At 31.1% G+C, this 21,584-nt stretch carries 13 protein-coding genes and 1 pseudogene; 9 read left to right on the top strand and 5 right to left on the bottom strand.

Annotated elements, in window-relative coordinates:
* Positions 1-2,337: an ATP-dependent helicase gene (locus ABD771_RS10615; RefSeq protein WP_345094962.1), complete on the bottom strand. Its 2,337-nt coding sequence runs from the start codon at positions 2,335-2,337 to the stop codon at positions 1-3.
* Between the two features lie 166 nt (positions 2,338-2,503).
* On the opposite strand from ABD771_RS10615, the gene ABD771_RS10610 reads away from it, so the two are divergent.
* Complete coding sequence (locus ABD771_RS10610) at positions 2,504-3,028, top strand: DUF7935 family protein (protein WP_345094328.1); 525 nt, start codon at positions 2,504-2,506, stop codon at positions 3,026-3,028.
* Here ABD771_RS10610 and ABD771_RS10605 read toward each other — a convergent pair.
* Positions 3,012-5,096 carry a M1 family metallopeptidase gene (locus ABD771_RS10605; RefSeq protein WP_345094326.1) on the bottom strand — a complete coding sequence of 695 codons (2,085 nt, stop codon included), beginning with the start codon at positions 5,094-5,096 and terminating at the stop codon, positions 3,012-3,014. The genes ABD771_RS10610 and ABD771_RS10605 overlap by 17 nt on opposite strands.
* Positions 5,097-5,214: 118 nt before the next feature.
* Between ABD771_RS10605 and recG the strand changes: the two genes are divergently transcribed.
* The 6 genes from recG (at position 5,215) to pheT (ending at position 16,390) form a co-directional block, all read left to right on the top strand.
* Positions 5,215-7,323 carry an ATP-dependent DNA helicase RecG gene (recG, locus tag ABD771_RS10600; RefSeq protein ID WP_345094324.1) on the top strand — a complete coding sequence of 703 codons (2,109 nt, stop codon included), beginning with the start codon at positions 5,215-5,217 and terminating at the stop codon, positions 7,321-7,323.
* A gap of 38 nt (positions 7,324-7,361) precedes the next feature.
* Entirely contained in the window at positions 7,362-8,225 is an 864-nt protein-coding gene (locus ABD771_RS10595) for a bestrophin family protein (RefSeq protein WP_345094322.1), read from the top strand.
* Between the two features lie 131 nt (positions 8,226-8,356).
* Positions 8,357-9,418, top strand: coding sequence for an efflux RND transporter periplasmic adaptor subunit (locus ABD771_RS10590; RefSeq protein WP_345094320.1), 1,062 nt, complete (start codon positions 8,357-8,359; stop codon positions 9,416-9,418).
* 59 nt (positions 9,419-9,477) lie between these two features.
* On the top strand, positions 9,478-12,564 hold the full coding sequence (locus tag ABD771_RS10585) for an efflux RND transporter permease subunit (protein WP_345094318.1): 3,087 nt from the start codon (positions 9,478-9,480) through the stop codon (positions 12,562-12,564).
* Between the two features lie 11 nt (positions 12,565-12,575).
* Positions 12,576-13,880 carry a TolC family protein gene (locus ABD771_RS10580; RefSeq protein ID WP_345094316.1) on the top strand — a complete coding sequence of 435 codons (1,305 nt, stop codon included), beginning with the start codon at positions 12,576-12,578 and terminating at the stop codon, positions 13,878-13,880.
* 89 nt (positions 13,881-13,969) lie between these two features.
* Positions 13,970-16,390: a phenylalanine--tRNA ligase subunit beta gene (gene pheT, locus ABD771_RS10575; protein ID WP_345094314.1), complete on the top strand. Its 2,421-nt coding sequence runs from the start codon at positions 13,970-13,972 to the stop codon at positions 16,388-16,390.
* Between the two features lie 75 nt (positions 16,391-16,465).
* Here the strand turns inward: pheT and ABD771_RS10570 are convergent.
* Positions 16,466-17,031 (bottom strand): annotated as a pseudogene (locus tag ABD771_RS10570) (fasciclin domain-containing protein).
* A 185-nt stretch (positions 17,032-17,216) separates the two neighbouring features.
* Here ABD771_RS10570 and ABD771_RS10565 point away from each other — a divergent pair.
* Positions 17,217-17,933, top strand: coding sequence for a hypothetical protein (locus ABD771_RS10565; protein WP_345094312.1), 717 nt, complete (start codon positions 17,217-17,219; stop codon positions 17,931-17,933).
* A gap of 97 nt (positions 17,934-18,030) precedes the next feature.
* Positions 18,031-18,567: an ExbD/TolR family protein gene (locus tag ABD771_RS10560; RefSeq protein ID WP_345094310.1), complete on the top strand. Its 537-nt coding sequence runs from the start codon at positions 18,031-18,033 to the stop codon at positions 18,565-18,567.
* 58 nt (positions 18,568-18,625) lie between these two features.
* On the opposite strand, the gene rpsA is transcribed toward ABD771_RS10560, so the two are convergent.
* Together rpsA and ABD771_RS10550 are read right to left on the bottom strand one after the other, a co-directional pair.
* Positions 18,626-20,398: a 30S ribosomal protein S1 gene (gene rpsA, locus ABD771_RS10555; RefSeq protein ID WP_345094308.1), complete on the bottom strand. Its 1,773-nt coding sequence runs from the start codon at positions 20,396-20,398 to the stop codon at positions 18,626-18,628.
* A gap of 307 nt (positions 20,399-20,705) precedes the next feature.
* Positions 20,706-21,584 carry a hypothetical protein gene (locus ABD771_RS10550; protein WP_345094306.1) on the bottom strand — a complete coding sequence of 293 codons (879 nt, stop codon included), beginning with the start codon at positions 21,582-21,584 and terminating at the stop codon, positions 20,706-20,708.

Genomic DNA, 21,584 nt, shown 5'->3' with positions numbered 1-21,584 from the left:
TTACCCAATTACATCCAACTTTGCAAAGCGCAACAACAACTTTTTAATTCCACCAACATCAAATCGGATTTCAGCTTTTTTATCTGCTCCTACTCCTTCTAGATTAATTACTTCACCTTTACCAAAACGTTCATGCACAACTACATTTCCAATAGTAAGCTTATTGTCAAACAAATTGGAATTGGAATTACTCGGAGCATTATTTGAGACAGGTTTCAATTTACGAATATTTGCAGAAGAAACTGGTTCGTCACCATACTTCTTTGGTGGAGTTCCTGTCACGGGTTTTGCCAAACGTAATTTTGATTTATCAATATCACCAAAAATATCAATGTCCATCATTGGTTTATATCGATAACCTCCAGCATCACTTGGGTTTATGTATTCTAAATATTCTTCTTTAATTTCTTCTATAAAACGAGATGGCTCACTGTCTGTAAGTTTTCCCCAACGATAACGAGATTGCGCATAAGTAAGATACGCTTGATGCTCAGCACGAGTTAGAGCCACATAAAATAAACGGCGTTCTTCTTCAAGTTCACTTCTAGTATTTAAACTCATGGCACTTGGAAACAAATCTTCTTCCATTCCAACCACAAAAACATAAGGAAATTCTAGACCTTTAGCTAAGTGAATAGTCATAAGCGCTACCCTATCATCATCGCCAGTGTCGTTATCTAAATCGGTTGCTAATGCAACATCTTCCATAAACTCCGATAAAGCTCCACGTGCACCATCGATTTCTTTCTGACCCTCAATAAAATCTTTGATACCACCCATTAAAACTTCAATGTTTTCAATGCGTGCAATTCCTTCTGGAGTACCATCCTTTTTTAATTCTTGAACTAATCCAGTTTTTTTGGTAACATGATCGGTTAAATAAAAAGCATCTTGGTTTTCATTAATAACTTGAAAACTTTTAATCATGGTAACAAAATCTTGAAGCTTTGCTTTTGTTCCAGAATTTAATTTCAAATCAATTTTATCAATATGTTCCATGACTTCAAAAATGGAACGTTTATAATGATTGGCTGCAACCGTAAGTTTTTCTACCGTTGTATCGCCGATTCCTCTTGCAGGATAATTGATAACTCTAATTAAAGCTTCTTCATCTTTTGGATTAATAACCAATCTCAAATAACACAAAACATCTTTAATTTCCTTTCTTTGATAGAACGATAATCCACCATAAATTCTGTAAGGAATATCTCTTTTTCTTAAAGCATCTTCCATAGAACGCGATTGCGCATTGGTTCTGTACAAAATAGCAAATTGACCATTTAGCATTTGGTTTCGCATTTTTTGTTCAAATATTTCACCTGCTACAAAACGACCTTCTTCACCATCGGTAACACTTCTATGAACTTTTATTTTTGGACCGAAATCATTAGCTGTCCAAACAATTTTATCTAATTTGGTTTTATTCTTATCAATTATTGAATTGGCAGCTTCAACAATATTCTTGGTAGAACGATAATTTTGTTCCAATCTATAAGTCTGAACATTATCATAATCTTTTTGAAAATTCAAAATATTATTAATGTTAGCACCGCGAAAAGCATAAATACTTTGAGCATCATCACCCACAACACATATATTTTGAAATCTATCAGATAACGCTCTTACAATCAAATACTGAGAGTGATTTGTATCTTGATACTCATCTACCATTATATATCTAAATCTATCTTGATATTTAGCTAAAACATCTGGAAAGCGATTTAATAATTCGTTGGTTTTTAATAATAAATCATCAAAATCCATAGCTCCTGCTTTGAAACATCTATCAACATAATTGGCATAAACTTCACCCAATCGAGGCTTTTTAGACATCGCATCTTGTTCTTGAAGTTCCGGATTATTTAGATAAGCTTTTACAGTAATTAGTGAATTTTTATATGATGAAATCCTACTTAAAACTTGTTTTGGTTTGTAAACATCTTTATCTAATTGCATTTCTTTAATAATGGAAGAAATCAATCGAACAGAATCTTGAGTATCATAAATTGTAAAATTGGAAGGAAAACCCAATTTATCGGCTTCACTTCTAAGAATTCTTGCAAAAACGGAATGAAAAGTTCCCATCCAAAGGTTTTTAGCTTCGTTGGTTCCTACAATATCAGCGATTCGTTTTTTCATTTCACGAGCTGCTTTATTGGTAAAAGTCAAAGCTAAAATATTGAAAGCATCAACTCCTAAACCCATAAGATAAGCAATACGCATAGTTAAAACACGTGTTTTACCAGAACCTGCTCCTGCAATAATAATCATAGGACCATCTTTTTGTAAAACAGGTTGTTGTTGAGCTTCGTTGAGTTGGCTAATATATTTTTGCATCATAAGAATTCGTTCAATATAATTTTGAGATTTACAAAAATAGGTTTACTAACTATTAATAACAATATTTTATTACTTGATTTATTAACTATTTTTGTATCCAATTTAAAAAATGTTTTTCTTTGTACTTAATCATTAAGGGCTATATAGCCGTTTTAAATTTCTTATGAATACAGATAAAATTATTGAACTAGCATTTTACACATTACCAGCTTTAATTACAGGTGGAGTTGCTTTCTATTCTTTTCAAACCTTTTCAAATAGTGAAGAGAAAAGAAGGAGATTTCATTTACTTAAGGAAAATCAGAAACAATCTTTGCCAATAAAACTTCAAGCTTATGAACGATTAGCATTGTTATTAGAACGCATTAATCCTTCTAAATTATTGATTAGAGTTGCTCCATTAAATGATAATAAAAGTGATTATCAAAATTTATTGATTCATCACATTGAGCAGGAATACGATCACAATTTGACGCAACAAATATATGTTACAGATGAATGTTGGACAATGATTGTAACTGCAAAAAACACAGTAATTCAAAACATAAGAAAGACTACAATAAATCCTGAAGTTTCAAATGCTGATAAACTTAGAGAAACAATATTAAGTAATCTTTTTGAAAGTGGAGAGTCTGCAACTAATGTTGCATTAAGTTATTTAAAAACTGAGGTTAAAGATTTTTTATAATCTTTTGTATTTGATTTTGTTCTTCAATTGACAATTCTGGAAGTAACATTTTAAATTGATTCAAATACTTTTCGTCCTTTATTAACTTGCTAATTTTATCTCTAGCATATTTGGTGAACTGCCATTTGTGATGTGTTGTAGCGTTAACTAAATTTTTGAGAACTTCTTTATTTTCGGTGTAATTTGATAGTAAACTTTCAAAAGCATTTTGACGAATCGAACTTTCATAATTTGGCAAAGTATATTGAATTAATTCACTTAAAGCTTTTAAAGCAAAAATTGATGCTTTTTGATCATTGTCATGTGAATCTGAGTATAACAAACATGAAGTTAAATAAAGTATTCTTAATTCTTTGTCGTTTCTACCTTCCCAATTTTTAGCAATCTCTAAATATTTAGATTGCTCATTTGGGCAACTTCTCCATAACGTTATAAAGGCTGCCTGATTAGTTTCGTATGATTTATCATTTAATAACGTTTCAAATTCAGACTTAAAAGACTCAGGAACATTTTCAATTGATTGTGCCACAAATCTTCTAACAGTAATATCGTTAGATTTCATTGCTAAATCATACAATTCAGAAACTTTTTCAAAGGACTCATTTCTAATTTGATAAAGCGCTTCAACTTTCAATGCTGAATAACTATCAGATTTTAAAATTACTTTTAACAAACTGTATTTGTCTTCCAATTTGGATTTTCTTTCATATTGCAATTTCAATAAATCACGCATGAATCCATTTTTAGTCAAAAGAAAATTAATATCATTTGCAGGATACTTATAATCCTCCAACCAAACTTTTTTGAAATTTTCAGTATCAAAATTAGATACTTTTCTAATTTCGGCTAGAAAGTCTTCTGTTTCAACATTTTTATATTGGTATTTCTTTAAATAATTTTTAACCGCTTTTCTAAACTTCTTTTCTCCAATTGATTCTCTTATAAAATGTAAAGCCCAAGCACCTTTTTGATAAAAACTTAATGAGCTTGCTTTTTCATTCATTATCGGAATTGTATCGGTTTTAGTTGCAACTTTCAAACGATTGGCGTAACTAAATAATTGGTTATAAAAATAATCGTCACCAAAAACTTTTCGTTCGGCAAGCAATGCATAATAAGTTGCAAATCCTTCTTGAAGCCAATGATGTTTGCCAGATTTTGCAGTAACCAAATCGCCAAACCATTGATGTGCCAATTCATGTGCATTGACATTCAAATAATTTCTATCATTAAATCCGCTTTCATCAACCACATAATCTTGTGAGAAAATCGTTGCTGAAGTATTTTCCATTCCAGCATAAAGAAAATCCTCTACTGGAACTTGACGATAAACTTTCCATGGATACTTCACTCCTATTTCTTTTTCAAGAAAATCAAAAATGGTTTTAGAATCTTTGTAGGTATATTGATATTTATCTTCATCAATAGGTTTGTAATAGTTAGTTAGTGTGATATTAGAATTGGAAATTTCAAATTTTGAGTCAAATTTTCCAATGGCAAACATCGCGAGATAAGATGACATTGGTTTTTGCATAATATATTTCCAAGTTTTTAATTTGCCATTATCGTCAACAGCATTTAAAACACCATTAGAAATTGCAGTAAATTTTTTATTAAAGGTAATAGAAATAGAAAAAATCATTTTCTCATTTACATCATCAAAACTTGGTAACCAATGACTTGTATATTTTCCTTGACCTTGTGTCCAAATTTGTTGTCCATTATCAATTCCTGTGAAATAAACTGTTTGCTTTGGAGTTGAACTATAGGTTAAAGTCAATACATTTTTACCTTTTTTGAATCCTTCAAATAGCAATAACTTTTTATCAGTTGCTTTATATTTTACTGATTCTCCATTGATAATTATACCATAAAACGTCATGTTTTTAGCATCAATTGCAATGGTATCAATCTTTTCTTTTACTTTAAAAAGATAGGTAACTTTACCAGAAATAGATTTGGTTTCAAAAACTGGTGCAACTTCTGCATCACATTTTATAAAATCAACTTTTGGAGTTTGTTGACCAAAAGTTAAAGTAGAAAAGAAAAAAAACAGTAAATATTTCATACATTTTATAATTGAATTACAAATATAGTCATTGAAATTGAAATTGAAATTCTATCTTCGCATTACTAATTTTAATGTTGAATATTCAATATTGAATTACGAATTTTGAAATTGTAAAATGTCAAATAATCCATTACAAACTCCTATCGAATATCTAAAAGGTATTGGTCCTTCTCGTGGCGAATTGCTTCGAAAAGAACTCAATATTCATCGCTATGGAGATTTAATGAATTTATTTCCAAATAGATACATTGACAGAACTCGATATTATAAAATCAATCAACTACAAGAAACAACAGCCGAAGTTCAAATTATTGGCAAAATAATTCATGTGAAAACAGTTGAATTTGGTAAAAATCAAAAAAGATTGGTAGCCACATTTACTGACGAAACTGGTCAAATGGATTTAACATGGTTTCAAGGTGTAAAATGGATTCGTGAAAGCATAAAACTTAACGAAACCTATGTTATTTTTGGAAAAATAGCCGATTTTAAAGGACAATTTTCAATGGCTCATCCAGAAATGGAATTATTAGCCGAGCACAAAGCAAGTTTGAGAAGTGCCATGCAACCGGTTTATCCAAGTACCGAAAAACTAACGCAACGTGGCATTACTAATAGAGTTGTAAACAAAGCCATGCAACAACTTTTTATTGAAACCAAAGCTCAATTTATAGAAACATTGCCATCCAATATTTTAGGAAACTTGAAATTGATTTCTAAAAATGAGGCAATGTTTAACATTCATTTTCCGAAAAGTCAGGAACTTTTGGTAAAAGCCCAATTCCGGTTAAAATTTGAAGAATTGTTTTTTATTCAATTGCAATTAATCACAAAAAACTTAATCCGAAAACATAAAATTAAAGGTCATCCTTTTGATAAAGTTGGGACAAATTTTACCGATTTCTACAACAATCATTTACCATTTGAATTGACCAATGCTCAAAAAAGAGTGATTAAAGAAATTAGAAACGATATGGGAAGTAATGCTCAAATGAATCGTTTGCTTCAAGGAGATGTTGGTTCTGGCAAAACAATTGTGGCTCTAATGTGTATGCTTTTAGCAAAAGATAATGGTTTTCAAAGTTGCTTGATGGCGCCAACAGAAATTCTTGCCAATCAACATTTTATTGGATTATCAGAATTAGCTAAAGACTTGAATATTAATATAAGAATATTAACTGGTTCAAGTAAAACTTCAGAAAGAAAAATCATTCATGAAGAACTTGAAAATGGTACTTTAGATATTATCATCGGAACTCATGCGTTGCTAGAAGATAAAGTGAAATTTCATAATTTAGGATTGGCAGTAATTGATGAACAACATCGTTTTGGTGTAGAACAACGTTCTAAATTATGGAAGAAAAACGAAATACCACCACACGTTTTGGTTATGACGGCTACACCTATTCCAAGAACTTTGGCCATGAGTTTGTATGGTGATTTAGATATTTCAGTAATAGATGAATTGCCACCAGGAAGAAAACCAATTCAAACGGTACATCGATTTGACTCCAACCGATTAAAAGTATGGAAATTCTTGAAAGATGAAATTGCAAAAGGAAGACAAGTTTATATCGTTTATCCACTGATTAATGAAAGTTCAACTCAGGATTATAAAGATTTGATGGATGGTTATGAAAGTATTTCTCGAGATTTCCCTTTGCCACACTATTCCATTTCAATTGTTCACGGACAAATGAAACCCGCCGAAAAAGAATCCGAAATGCAACGATTTGTAGCCGGAAAAACAAATATTATGGTTGCAACAACGGTTATCGAAGTTGGTGTTAACGTACCAAATGCAAGTGTTATGGTTATTGAAAGTGCCGAACGATTTGGATTATCGCAGTTGCATCAATTGCGCGGTCGTGTTGGTCGTGGTGCCGATCAAAGTTATTGTATTTTGATGACATGTTTCAAATTGAGTAACGATAGTAAAACTAGATTAGATACCATGTGCAAAACCAACGATGGATTTGAAATTGCTGAAGTCGATTTGAAACTTCGTGGTCCAGGAGATATTTTAGGAACACAACAAAGTGGAATTTTAAACTTACAAATAGCGGATTTAGTAAAAGACAGAGATATTTTAATGGTTGCACGCGAGTATGCTATAAAACTTTTAAAAGACGATGCATCAATGGAAAAACCGGAACATCAAAATCTTAGAAACATTTTTATCGAAATGAGTTCGAAGAAAAATATTTGGAATTATATTAGTTAAAAAAGATACAAATTTTAAAAACCTTTTAAACTTTACAAATGGTACAATACAACCCAAAAGATTGGATAACTTTTATTTTCAAATTTCATAAATCGGATACTTTTCGTCAATTATTACCGATGATGTTTTTTATAGGAGTCTATTCAGGTGCAATTGCTTTTTTAGAAATAGAGTTTTGGAATTTATCTGAAAAAAGTCATGTTAAGAATTTAACTCTTATGCACACAACTGTAGGATTTGTTTTGTCTTTATTACTTGCTTACAGAACCAATACAGCATATGATCGTTGGTGGGAAGGACGAAAACTTTGGGGTTCATTGGTCAATAATTCCAGAAATTTGGCCATAAAACTTTCGGCAATTTTAAAAGAAGACAAAGACCGAAACTATTTTAGAAGGTTAATTCCAGCTTATGCTTCTATTTTACAAAAACATTTAAGTGATGAAGATACTGCCAAAGAATTATTTGAAGGTTTAGATTTACAAATTGATCATCACAAGCATTATCCAAATCAAGTAGCAAAAATGATTTTTAATAAAGTAAACGAACTATATACTTCTGGGAAAATTACTGGTGACCAATTGAGAATTCTGAATTCTGAATTGCAATCATTTACAGATGTTTGTGGAGCTTGCGAACGAATAAAAAACACTCCAATTCCTTATTCATATAGTGCATTTATCAAAAAATTTATTTTCTTTTTTGTCATGACATTACCCTTCGGATTTGTTTTTAGTTTAGGTTATTATGTTATTCCTGTTGTGATTTTTATTTTCTATGTTTTAGCAAGTTTAGAATTAATTGCCGAAGAAATTGAAGATCCATTTGGAGGTGACGAAAATGATTTGCCAACTGCCAAAATCGCTTCTAATATTAAAAAACATGTTGAAGAATTATTATAAATCAATTATTTTATTATTTATTTATTCAAAAGTTAAATAAAAGTCAATAAAGCACATTATTCTTTTCATAAAAGGTAATTTTGTTATTCTATATTTGTATAGACAAATAACACTTTTTATCCAGAGATTTTATGAAAGTTAAAAACATTGCCATCGCTTTATTTATTATTTTAATTGGAGGATTAATAGCTTATAGAATAACCAAAAATAGCAGCGAAACCGATAAAGGTAAAGGAAAAGGTGATAAAAAACCTCCTGTTTCAGTATCTGCAATAGTTGCTGAATCTAAAGACTTCTCAAATGCCTTAACTCTTTCAGGTTCTATTGAAGCCAATGAGCAAATTGAAATAAGAAGCGAAGTTTCAGGAATTGTTGAAAATATTGCTTTTAAGGAAGGTTCAAACGTTAGTAAAGGACAACTTTTATTTAAAGTCAATGATATCGAACTGAGAGCGCAATTAGCTCAAGCCAATACAAGACAAAATTTAGCTTCTGAAAATGAAAGGCGTGCTAAATTATTACTTCAAAAAGAAGCCATAAGTCAAGAAGAATACGATATTGCAAGTGCAGATTTTAGAACTGCTCAATCCCAAACACAACTCATTCGTGCTCAAATTGCGAAAACATCTGTTAGAGCGCCTTTTTCAGGTAAAATTGGTTTGCGTTCTATTTCACCTGGAACCTACATCACTCCTGCTACTCTAGTTGCCAAATTAGTTAGTACAAATCCATTAAAAATTACGTTTTCTATTCCAGAAAAGTATGCCTCAGAAATCAAAGTAAATTCAGAAATTAAATTTACTGTAAATGGTTTACCTGAAAAATATAGCGCAAAAATTTATGCTATTGAACCTGAAATCGAAACGACAACAAGAACTTTAAGCATCAGAGCAATTGCACAAAACACTGGCGGAAAACTTCTTCCAGGTACTTTTGCTAATGTAGAATTACCTTTAAATACCATTAAGGATGCTATAGTTGTTCCAACAGAAGCGATTATTCCAATTCAAGGCGGAAAGAAAGTTTTTATTGCCAACAATGGAAAAGCCAAAGAAATCATGGTAGAAACATTGACTAGAACCGATAAAGAAATTGTAATTACTTCTGGTTTGAAAGTTGGTGATACGGTTCTTACTTCTGGTGTAATGTCTTTAAAAAATGATGATGCTATAAAAGTTAAAACCAAAAATTAAGAATTAATTAATAATTTGAATTTTAAAAAATATAATTCTTAATTCACAACTTTAATCCTATGAGTTTATCAACGCTAAGTATAAAAAGACCTGTTTTTACCATTGTTATCAATTTGACCATTATTTTATTTGGAATAATTGGCTATAGTTATTTGGGTGTAAGAGAATTTCCATCTATCGATCCAGCGCAAATTAATGTTAGAACTAATTATACTGGTGCCAACTCAGATATCATTGAATCTCAGATTACAGAACCTTTAGAAAAAGCTATTAATTCTATTGACGGAATTAGAAATATTACTTCATCTAGTAATCAAGGTTCGAGTAATATTAACATCGAATTTAAACTGGAGAAAAACCTTGAAGAAGCTGCCAATGATGTTCGAGATAAAGTATCGCAAGCTATTCGAAGTTTACCACAAGATATTGATGCACCGCCAGTAGTTTCAAAAGCTGATGCTGATTCGGATCCAATTGTGACAATGACAGTTCAAAGTGAAACAAAAGATGCTTTACAACTTAGTGATTATGCCGAAAATGTAATTGCAGAACGATTACAAACTATTCCTGGTGTAAGTAGCGTTCAAATTTGGGGACAAAAAAGATATTCCATGAGAATTTGGATTGATCCTGTAAAATTGACTTCTTATGGTGTGACAGTTTCCGATGTTAGAAATGCTTTAAATAGTCAAAACGTTGAACTACCTTCTGGGAAATTAACTGGTGCGAATACTGAATTAACAGTTAAGACTTTAGGGAATTTATCAACAGCTGAAGAATTTAATAATATCATCATAATTTCAGATAATTCTAGAGTGGTTCGTTTGAGTGATGTTGGAAAAGCTGAATTAGGTCCAGAAAACTTAGAAACTAGATTTACAGGTTCGGGAAAACCTATGGTTGGATTGGCTGTTATTCCGCAACCAGGAACAAACTATTTGGATATTGCTAACGAGTTTTACAAAAAATATGATGTTTTAAAGAAAGAATTACCTTCAGATATTGAATTAAATATTGCTTTAGATAATACTATTTTTATCAAAAAATCGGTTGTAGAAGTTGCTGAAACACTTTTGATTTCAATCATTCTTGTAATTTTAATCATCTTCTTATTCTTTAGAGATTGGTCTATTGCATTCCGACCTTTAATTGATATTCCTGTTTCGCTTATTGCTACGTTTTTTATAATGTATTTATGTGGGTTTTCGGTAAATGTTTTAACGCTTCTTGCCATCGTATTAGCAACAGGATTGGTTGTTGATGACGGAATTGTTGTAACAGAAAACATATTCAAAAAAGTGGAAGAAGGCATGTCGCCAATTGAAGCTGCCATAAAAGGTTCTAATGAAATTTTCTTTGCTGTAATTTCTATTTCGATCACTTTGGCAGCGGTATTTTTACCAATCATATTTCTCGAAGGTTTTGTCGGACGACTATTTAGAGAATTTGGTGTTGTCATTGGAGCTGCCGTATTGATTTCAGCATTCGTATCATTGACATTAACACCAATGCTGAATGCCTATTTGATGAAAGGTGGTGAACAAAAGAAAACACGTTTCTATGAATTTACAGAACCTTATTTTGTTAGTTTAAATAAAGGATATGCAGAAGCTTTGACGAGTTTTATGAAGAAAAAATGGTTGAGTTTTCCAATTCTAATTGTTTGTATTGGACTAATTGCCTTATTTTTTACAATAATTCCGAAAGAAACAGCACCATACGATGATAGAAGTTTAGTTGTAGTAAGTGTTACTGCTCCAGAAGGTGCGACTTATGAATATACCGACAGATTCATGCAAGAATTATCAGGATTAATAAATGATTCTATTCCTGAAAAGAAGATTGCACTTGTTATAACAGCTCCTGGATTTTTATCTTCATCTGTAAATACTGGTAGAATTCGTTTGGCTTTAAAAGATCCGGAAGATAGAGAAGCTTCACAAAAGGAAATTGCTGAACGTTTCACCAAACTGACAAAGAAATATTCGGAAGCTAAAACTAATGTTTCCGAGCAACCTACAATTTCAGTAAACAGAAGAGCTGGTTTACCAATTCAGTATATCATTCAAGCTCCAAATTTTGAAAAATTACGAGAAAAAATTCCACAGTTTATGGATTTGGCTAATCAGAACGAGACTTTCTCAACGGTTGATGTGAATTTAAAATTCAACAAACCTGAAATCAATGTTACCATCGACAGAGAAAAAGCAGAGAGTTTAGGGATTTCTGTATTGGATGTTGCGCAAACATTACAATTATCCTTGAGCGGACAACGTTTTGGATACTTCATGAAAGATGGAAAACAATACCAAGTGATTGGCCAATTTGAAGAAAAAGACCGTAACAAACCATTAGATTTAACCTCAATGTTTGTTAAAAGCAAAAATGGAACTTTAATTCAAATGGACAATGTGGTAAAAGTTGAAGAGCAAAGCAATCCGCCACAATTATTTCATAACAATAGGTTTATGTCGGCTACAATTTCTGCAGGATTAGCTCCAGGAAAAAGTATGGGTGATGGAATTGATGCTATGAATGACATTAAAGAAAAAGTTTTAGATGCTTCATTTACAACTGATTTAGGTGGTGAATCAAGAGATTTTGTCGAAAGTAGTTCGAATACATTATTTGCATTCGGATTAGCATTATTATTAATTTACTTAATTCTTGCAGCACAATTTGAAAGTTTTATCGATCCGTTTATTATTATTTTGACCGTTCCGATGGCAGTTGCTGGAGCGTTATTTTCATTGTGGTTATTTGGTCAAACATGGAATATTTTCAGTCAAATTGGAACTGTAATGCTAATTGGACTCGTCACCAAGAACGGAATTTTAATTGTCGAATTTGCCAATCAATTACGAGAACAAGGAAAAACAAAATTTGAAGCCATCATTGAAGCTTCCGAAGCGCGTTTGCGTCCAATTTTAATGACGAGTTTAGCGATAGCTTTAGGTGCACTTCCCATTGCAATGTCGCTTGGAGCTGCTTCTACAAGTAGAATTGGTATGGGAGTTGTTATTGTGGGCGGAACTTTATTTTCATTAATCCTAACACTTTTTGTAATTCCTGCCATATATTTAATGTGGTCGAGAGCCAAAAAACACCGACCTGAATTTGATAATTTAGATGCACTTGAGAAATAAATTTTAAACTTATGAAATTAGATTTTATATATATATCATTACTATTTTTATTAGGTTCTCAACTTCAAGCCCAAGAAGTTTTGAAATTGGAAGATGCCGTGAAAATTGCTTTAGAAAACAATTACGACATCAAGATTGCTAAAAACAATTTGAAAATTGATGAAACAAATTCCACAGCAGGAAATGCAGGAATGTTGCCCACTGTAAGTGCAAATGTTGTAAATAATAATAGCGTTTTAAATACAACACAAACCCAAGCAAGTGGTGAAGAACGTACCTTAGATAATGCAAGAAATTTGAGTTTGACTTATGGAGTTGGATTAGATTGGACCATATTTGATGGAATGCGAATGTTTGCTCGTAGAGAACAATTGAAAATATTACAAAAACAAGGTGAAGCTGAATTGAAATTGGCAATAATTACAAAAGTTAGCGATGTTTATACTACTTATTTTGATTTAGTTCAGCAACAACAACAAATCAAAGCGTTAGATACTGCAATTGTGATTTCAAATCAAAGATTGACAACTGCTCAGAATCGCTATTCTATTGGAAAAGCAGCCAAATTAGAAGTTTTAAATGCGCAAGTAGATTTGAATACTGATATTAGTTCGCGATTGAAGCAATTAGAATTATATCAAAATTCTAAAATTAGATTGAATGAGATTTTAGCAAGAGACACTAAATCAGAGTTCAAAGTAGAAGATGAAATCACAATTGATGCTTCACTAAAATATGATGAATTGAAAACTCTTTCTGAAAAACAAAATCCACAATTGCAAGCTCAAAATTTAGAAAAAAACAATGCCGAACTTCAATTAAAGCAAGTAAAAGCTGGAAGATATCCAACAGTTAGAATAAATTCTGGATATAATTTTACTCGATCTGAAGCTTCCTTAGGATTTGTTACACAATCATCTGGGCGAGGTTTTGTTTATGGAATAAATGCTTCATTACCAATATTTGATGGGTTCAATCAAAATAGAAATGAAAAAGTAGCCAAACTGGAAGTTGAAAATGTTGAAAATACCATTAATCAACAAAAAATAGCTTTAGAATCGCAACTTAGTATGGCATTTCAAAGCTATTTAACCAATCTAGAATTAACAAAGCTTGAAGAAAATAATAGCCAAATTGCAAAACAAAATTTGGATATAACCTTAGCTAAATTTAAAATTGGTACCATCACTCCTATTGAATATAGAACAGCTCAATTAAATTATGTAAATGCGCTTGTTCGATACAGCAATGCACAATATCAAACGAAACTTTATGAAATAAGTTTGAAAGAACTAAGTGGTACATTAGGTTTTTAATACATATAAGTAACTCAAACTACTTAAATATATTTTAAATAATAAGCTACATTGTGTATCTTTGCAACCTTATTTAAATATAGATAATAATGAAGATTTCTTACAACTGGATAAAACAATTCTTAAAAATCGATTTACCTTCTGCTGAAGTATCAGATATATTGACAGATTTAGGTCTTGAAGTAGAAATAGTTGAAAAGTATCAATCCGTAAAAGGAGGATTGGAAGGCGTTGTTGTTGGTCATGTTTTAACTTGTGAAAAACATCCAGATGCAGACAGGCTTAATATTACAACTGTCGATTTAGGTGACGGAACTCCTATTCAAATTGTTTGTGGCGCTACTAATGTAGCTGCTGGACAGAAAGTGCCTGTTGCAACTATTGGTACAAAACTTCTTGATAAAGACGGAAATGAATTTGAAATCAAAAAAGGAAAAATTCGTGGACAAGAAAGTCATGGAATGATTTGTGCCGAAGACGAATTAGGTTTAGGAACAAGTCATGATGGAATTATGATTCTTGATTCGGATTTAATTACTGGAACACCTGCAGCAAAAGTATTTGATATCGAAAATGACGAAGTATTTGAAATTGGATTAACACCAAATCGTGCCGATGCAATGTCACACATGGGCGTTGCTCGTGATTTACGTGCTGCTTTGATTCAGAAAAACGCTTCTTTGGAATTAATAACTCCTTCGGTTTCAAAATTTAAAGTTGATAAACGTACCTTAAAAATTGATATTGATGTTAAGGATTCCTCTTTAGCTCCAAGATATTGTGGTGTTACCATTTCTGGAATAAATATAAAACCTTCGCCAAGTTGGTTACAAAATAGATTGAAAGCTATAGGATTAAATCCAAAAAATAATGTTATTGATGTTACAAATTATGTATTGCATGAATTAGGACAACCACTTCATGCATTTGATGCAGCAAAAATAAACGGAAAAGTAACTGTAAAAACTGTTGCATCTGGAACAAAATTTACAACTCTTGATGATGTTGAACGTACTTTACACGAAGAAGATTTATTAATTTGTGACGATAATGGTCCAATGTGCCTGGCTGGTGTTTTTGGTGGGAAAAATTCGGGAGTTTCTGAAACAACTTCTTCTATATTTTTGGAAAGTGCTTACTTCAATCCTGTAACTATTCGTAAAACGGCAAAACGTCATACCTTGAGTACGGATGCTTCTTTTCGTTTTGAAAGAGGAATTGATCCGACGATTACAGAATATGCGTTAAAACGTGCTTCATTATTAATTCAAGAAGTTGCTGGTGGTGAAATTACTTCGGACATTATTGATGTTTATCCAAAGAAAATTGAAGATTTTACCGTTTTCTTAAATTATGAGAAAGCATTCAAACTGATTGGTCAAGAACTTCCAAAAGAAACTATCAAAAAAATTGTTGCTTCATTAGATATTAAAGTAAATAACTCTTCTGATGCTGGTTTGGGTTTAATTATTCCAGCTTATCGAGTTGATGTTCAAAGAGAAGTTGATGTTATTGAAGAAATTTTGAGGGTTTATGGATATAATAACATTACGTTTTCAAAAAAATTAAATGCCACTGTAGCAAAATCTGCTAGAACAGAAGATTATAAGGTTCAAAACATCATTGCATCACAGTTGAATTCTTTTGGATTTCACGAAATGATGGCCAATTCATTGACAACTCCAGACTATATTCAGCTTTCAGATATGTTAAAAGATGAGTATAATGTGACTATGTTGAATCCGTTGAGTAGCGAATTATCTGTGATGAGACAATCAATGTTATTCTCTGGATTAGAGGCGATTTCGTACAATATAAATAGAAAAAATAGCGATTTAAAATTATTTGAATTCGGAAAAAGCTACCGCAAATTACTATCTGGCTACAATGAAAAGAAACATTTAACCATATTTGTTTCAGGAAATCGAGTTTCAGAAAGTTGGACAAATGTTCAAAAACCTACAGATTTCTTTTTATTTAAAGGATATGTAAACTCAATTTTATCGCGATTAGGATTTGATAAAACCCAAAATTTACCTGTAGAAAGCGATATTTTTTCAGAAGGAATTGCATTTGCATTAGGAAATGATACATTAGTTGAAATGGGAACCGTTAAGAAATCTATTTTGAAACATTTTGACATTAAGCAAGAAGTTTTTTATGCAGAATTCAACTGGGATTTGGTAATTAAATTGCTTTCCAATAAAATTAAGTTTACTGCAATTCCTAAATATCCTGAAGTTAGAAGAGATTTTGCTTTGTTAGTAGATACCAACGTAGCTTTTGAAGCTATTTACAAAGTAGCTCGTCAAACAGAGAAATCACTTCTAAAAGACATTAATTTATTTGATGTTTATGAAGGCAAGAATCTACCACAAGGCAAAAAATCTTATGCTGTTAGTTTTACAATTCAAGATACTACCAAAACATTGACCGATGTTCAAATTGATAAAATCATGAGCAAACTTCAATCTAATTTCGAAAGTGAATTAGGAGCACAATTAAGATAACAGAAAATGAAATAAATAAAGAAACCCATCTCAATTGAGATGGGTTCCTGATTTTAACCAAACAAAATAACAACCTTATGCTTTTGGTGTTACAACGCTATCAACAACGTGAATAACTCCATTAGATTGATTTACATCTGAAATAGTAACTTTTGAACTGTTTCCGTTTTCGTCAGTTAAATAAATATCTTTACCTTTCATCCAAGCTGTTAAAGTTCCACCTGAAACTGTTTTTAATGTTGCTTTTCCATTTCCTTTTTTTATCAAATTCATTAAATCCGAAGCATTTAATTTACCTGCAACTACATGATAAGTCAAGATAGTTTGTAACGTTTTTAAATTTTCTGGTTTCAATAAAGTTTCAATAGTTCCTTTTGGTAATTTGTCAAATGCTGCATTAGTTGGGCAAAAACGGTGAATGGTCCTTTTGATTGTAATGTTTCTACTAGACCAGCAGCTTTTACAGCCGCAACTAAAGTGGTGTGGTCTTTTGAGTTTACAGCATTTTCAACAATATTTTTTGAAGGATACATTGGTGCACCACCAACATTAACTGTTTTTTCTTTTTGAGCAAAAGTTAATGTTGTTGCAAAAAGAGATAAGGACAATACTAAAGCTGAAAAAATGTTTCTAGTTTTCATAATAATTTATTTTTTAAAAGTTTATACAAGCATTTACGCTGATACTTTTCTTTTGGTTTTATAATGATGAAAATTAACATTAGTTTAATAAATGAATTTTGATGAAAAATTTTTCAAATTCATACTAATTAATTAATTTAAAAACTATTGAAAAGGTAGTACATTCATTTAAATAAAGTAAAATCATGTTACTAAAAAACAGAACCTTGGTTGAAGAGTTGTTGATGAACAGAAAAAAAACACTATCAGAACAGCAACTTCTTGAGGAAGTATATTCCATTTTAAACCAAAATGAAATAGAACTAGAGCGAATTTCGAACAACTGGAAAGGTGAAAGTTCAACAAATTCTAATGATTTTAACTTTAGTTTATTGGAAACACAGAAAATATTTCATGAAAATCAAATCAAGAAAATTTGCATAGACTACCGTTTACGCTTTTTGAAAAGTTCTCTTTTTGCAAATAAAATACCCGAAGAAGCTGTAACCAAGATTAATGCTTTAGAAAAAGACCACAATATAAAATTAGATGGATTCAAAATTGTTGCTCCAAGCAAAGCATTCAATTTAAAGAATTATGATGATCCGCTTCTTTTTGTTCCTATTGGAAATGACTATTATTATTTTATACACCAATGGGGCAATGATTTGGCTTGGTACAGAAAACTTATGGTTTTGCCATTTAAAAATATTGTATACTTTCTATTGTTCTGTTTGATTGTAAGTTTGATGGCAACCTACCTAGCTCCTACCAACAATTTGAGTAAGTCAGTTTCTCTCGCTCCATTAATTATTTTTTTATTCCTATTTAAATCTATGGTGGCTTCTATTGGCTATTATTTTTTCATGATGGGAAAAAACTTTAATAATTTGATTTGGAACCGACCTTTTAAGGAAAACTAGTATAGTTTAAGTTTGTCTTTGTAATAATCTCAGAATGTTATCGTTATAAAAGTATATTGAGTGATTACAAATAAATATAACTTCTAAATATATTATTATGATAGACGAAAAAGATTTTAATAACTTAAACAAACCTAGAAGTAAAAAGTTACATCCAAAAATAGATTTGACAGCAATGATTAGCATTTCATTTTTGTTAATAATCTTTTTTATGGTTACTATTGAATTATCTAAACCTAAATCAATGAGTTTGGGTCTACCTAATACATGTGGTGAAATTACGTGTGGAATTAGTTGTGGTCCAAGACCAGATAGAGTCATTACCATTTTACTTGATGATAATGATGAAATGATTACTTATCAAGGCTTACTTGAAGTTCCTGAAGAAAAACCTAAAACCTTAGTTTACGGAAAAGATGGCATTAGAAATCAGTTATTAAAGCTAAATAAAATAATTATTGAACAAATAGGCGATCGTGAACGAGGAGCGATAGTTATCATCAAACCTAGTAAGCAATCCAATTTTGGTAATTTGGTTTCTATTTTAGATGAAATGGCTATTACAAATATCCAAACTTATGCTATTGTCAATGATTTTACTCCTGAAGAAAATAATTTATTAGCAATTAATTGATACAAAAAAAGCTCCCAATTTCTTGAGAGCTTTTAAAGTATTTTAGAAAATCATAGAATTATTTTCCTCCTTTTTCCATTTTAGCTTTTAATTCAGCTAAGATATCATTGTTATCTCCTAAAGTTGAAGCTTGATTATTATTGTTAGAAGCAGCAACTGATTCTGAAGCAGCTTTAACATTTTTCTCTTCTTCTTCTCTAAAGATAGCAGTATGAGAAGCAACAACTCTTTTGAATTCTTTATTGAACTCAATTACTTTGAATTCAGCTTCGTCACCTTTTTTCAATTTTTTACCATCTTCTTTTTCTAAGTGACGTGTTGGAATAAATGCAACAACATCATCTCCGAAATCTACAGTAGCACCTTTGTCAACGATTTCAGCAATTGTTCCTGCGTGGATAGTTCCAACAGCAAATGCATCTTCATGTTTGTCCCAAGGATTAGCAGTAGTTTGTTTGTGACCTAAAGATAATTTACGTCCGTCAACATCTAATTCTAATACTACTACATCTAGTTTGTCACCTACGTTAACAAATTCTGATGGATGTTTGATTTTCTTAGTCCAAGATAAGTCAGAGATGTAAACTAATCCATCAATTCCTTCTTCAAGTTCTACGAAAATACCAAAGTTTGTAAAGTTTCTAACGATCCCTGTATGTTTAGAACCTACTGGGTATTTAGAAGTGATATCAGTCCATGGATCTTGAGTCATTTGTTTGATACCTAATGACATTTTTCTTTCGTCTCTGTCAAGAGTTAAAACAACTGCTTCAACAACATCACCAACTTTTACGAAATCTTGAGCACTTCTTAAGTGAGTAGACCAAGACATTTCAGAAACGTGGATTAAACCTTCAACACCTTCAGCAACTTCAATGAAAGCACCGTAATCAGCGATAACTACTACTTTACCTTTCACTTTGTCACCAACTTTAAGTTCAGCACCAAGTGCATCCCATGGGTGAGCATTTAATTGTTTCAATCCTAATTGGATTCTTGTTTTTTCGTCATCAAAATCAAGGATAACTACGTTCAATTTTTGATCTAATTCAAGAACTTCACTTGGGTGATTGATTCTTGACCAAGAAAGGTCAGTAATGTGGATTAATCCATCAACACCACCTAAGTCAATAAACACACCATAAGAAGTAATGTTTTTAACAACACCTTCTAATACTTGTCCTTTTTCTAATTGACCAATAATTTCTTTTTTCTGAACTTCGATATCTGCTTCGATAAGCGCTTTGTGCGATACAACAACATTTTTGAATTCATGGTTGATTTTCACAACTTTAAATTCCATGTTTTTGTTTACGTATACATCGTAATCACGGATTGGTTTCACATCAATTTGTGAACCTGGTAAAAATGCTTCAATTCCGAAAACATCTACAATCATACCACCTTTAGTTCTACATTTAACAAAACCTGTAACAATTTCACCAGTTTCGTTAGCAGAAATAACTCTATCCCATGATTTGATAGTTCTAGCTTTTCTGTGAGATAATACTAATTGACCTGTTTTGTCCTCACGAACATCAATTAATACTTCTACTTTGTCACCCACTTTTAAGTTTGGGTTGTAACGGAATTCGTTTAATGAAATAACACCTTCCGATTTTGCATTAATGTCAACAATTGCGTCTCTGTCAGTGATTCTAACTACCACACCTTCTACCACTTCTTCTTGATCAGTAGAGATGAAAGTTTTAGTAACTAAATCTTCAAATTCTTGTAAGTTTTTTTGATCTACTGCATCAATTCCTTCTGCGTAATTGTGCCAGTTAAATTCATTTAAAAACGCTTGTTGTTCTTTGTTTAATTCAGACATGCTGATAAAAAATTTGTATTTTGTTTTTCGTGAGTTTCTTTAAGCGATAGAAAAACAAAAGTGTTTTACATAAATAATTGATTTCCAAACGAAACTCTACTCTACATTTTGGACTGCAAAAGTACTACTTTTTTATGTATCTGCAAATAAAGATTAAAGAAAATAAAGCATCAATCTTAGTTTTTCCAAAACATTTACAAAATCAATAAATAAAACATTAAAAATTGATAAAAATAAAAGGATTGAAGTTGATTAAAACAAAAAAGAGCTTTAATTTACTAAAGCTCTTTTTTAATTAATATAAATATTATTTCTCAGATAAAATTTTTGATAACTGGCCATCAATCATTATGTACTCGACGAATTCATCGGATTTGAATTCTACTTTTCCTTTACTATCAAGTGAAGATGTCTTATTGTCAATAGTTAAATAATTCTTCCCTGACTTTGATTTATACAAGGTAAAAACACTATGACTTTCTGATTCTTTATTAACTTCTTTATTTAAAAAATCAAAACCTGAATGATTATTAGAAGTTATATCTGCAATTAATTGTTCTTTATTTTCAATAAAACTTAATGCTGGTAAAGTAATTTCTTCATACCAAGAATTTGTAGATTCTGAAAAAGGCTTTTTAGATTCTAAATAAGGTAAAAAACTAGATACGCCAACTATTATAACAAACTCTATTGCCCAAATAACCCACAAAAATGCTTCACTAACAGTTGCTCCTCCTAAACCCCAAGTACCAAACTCATTAACCATACTTATATATTCGAAAACCATAGTTGGTTGAAATATCAAGGAGAAAACTTGCAAAAATTCAATATTACTAACCGTTACACCTATTCTATCTGAACCATAAGACTCACCAGCATTGATAACAAGATCAATCCAAACGGACCAATGAAAATATAAAGCAACGATACCCGCAAAAAAGCCAATAAATAAAGCTAAAACTGGGTTTCTAACTTTTCCTTTTCTAATTACTACTTTGTTTACACAAAATGCAACTAAAAATCCAAAACCAAGTGTAATAAAAAAGTTGATGTATATAAAAGGAATATACCAAATACAATAAGCATAAATCAATCCGAGTAACGGAAATGCAATCAAACTTACTAAGAGAAAAAACAAAATAAATGAAGGAGAAAATTTACCGGAAGGCTTATAAAACTGTTTCAT

Source organism: Flavobacterium chungnamense, from assembly GCF_039539165.1.
GTDB classification, from domain to species: domain Bacteria; phylum Bacteroidota; class Bacteroidia; order Flavobacteriales; family Flavobacteriaceae; genus Flavobacterium; species Flavobacterium chungnamense.
The sequence above is the reverse complement of the archived record's forward strand: the minus strand, read 5'-3'. Positions and strand labels throughout refer to the sequence as shown.

Coding starts and splice junctions, on each gene's coding strand:
- ABD771_RS10550 (WP_345094306.1), bottom strand. CDS start 21,584: ATGAAACAGTTTTATAAGCCTTCCGGTAAATTTTCTCCTTCATTTATT.
- ABD771_RS10615 (WP_345094962.1), bottom strand. CDS start 2,337: ATGCAAAAATATATTAGCCAACTCAACGAAGCTCAACAACAACCTGTT.
- ABD771_RS10605 (WP_345094326.1), bottom strand. CDS start 5,096: ATGAAATATTTACTGTTTTTTTTCTTTTCTACTTTAACTTTTGGTCAA.
- ABD771_RS10590 (WP_345094320.1), top strand. CDS start 8,357: ATGAAAGTTAAAAACATTGCCATCGCTTTATTTATTATTTTAATTGGA.
- pheT (WP_345094314.1), top strand. CDS start 13,970: ATGAAGATTTCTTACAACTGGATAAAACAATTCTTAAAAATCGATTTA.
- ABD771_RS10610 (WP_345094328.1), top strand. CDS start 2,504: ATGAATACAGATAAAATTATTGAACTAGCATTTTACACATTACCAGCT.
- ABD771_RS10595 (WP_345094322.1), top strand. CDS start 7,362: ATGGTACAATACAACCCAAAAGATTGGATAACTTTTATTTTCAAATTT.
- ABD771_RS10580 (WP_345094316.1), top strand. CDS start 12,576: ATGAAATTAGATTTTATATATATATCATTACTATTTTTATTAGGTTCT.
- ABD771_RS10585 (WP_345094318.1), top strand. CDS start 9,478: ATGAGTTTATCAACGCTAAGTATAAAAAGACCTGTTTTTACCATTGTT.
- rpsA (WP_345094308.1), bottom strand. CDS start 20,398: ATGTCTGAATTAAACAAAGAACAACAAGCGTTTTTAAATGAATTTAAC.
- ABD771_RS10560 (WP_345094310.1), top strand. CDS start 18,031: ATGATAGACGAAAAAGATTTTAATAACTTAAACAAACCTAGAAGTAAA.
- ABD771_RS10565 (WP_345094312.1), top strand. CDS start 17,217: ATGTTACTAAAAAACAGAACCTTGGTTGAAGAGTTGTTGATGAACAGA.
- recG (WP_345094324.1), top strand. CDS start 5,215: ATGTCAAATAATCCATTACAAACTCCTATCGAATATCTAAAAGGTATT.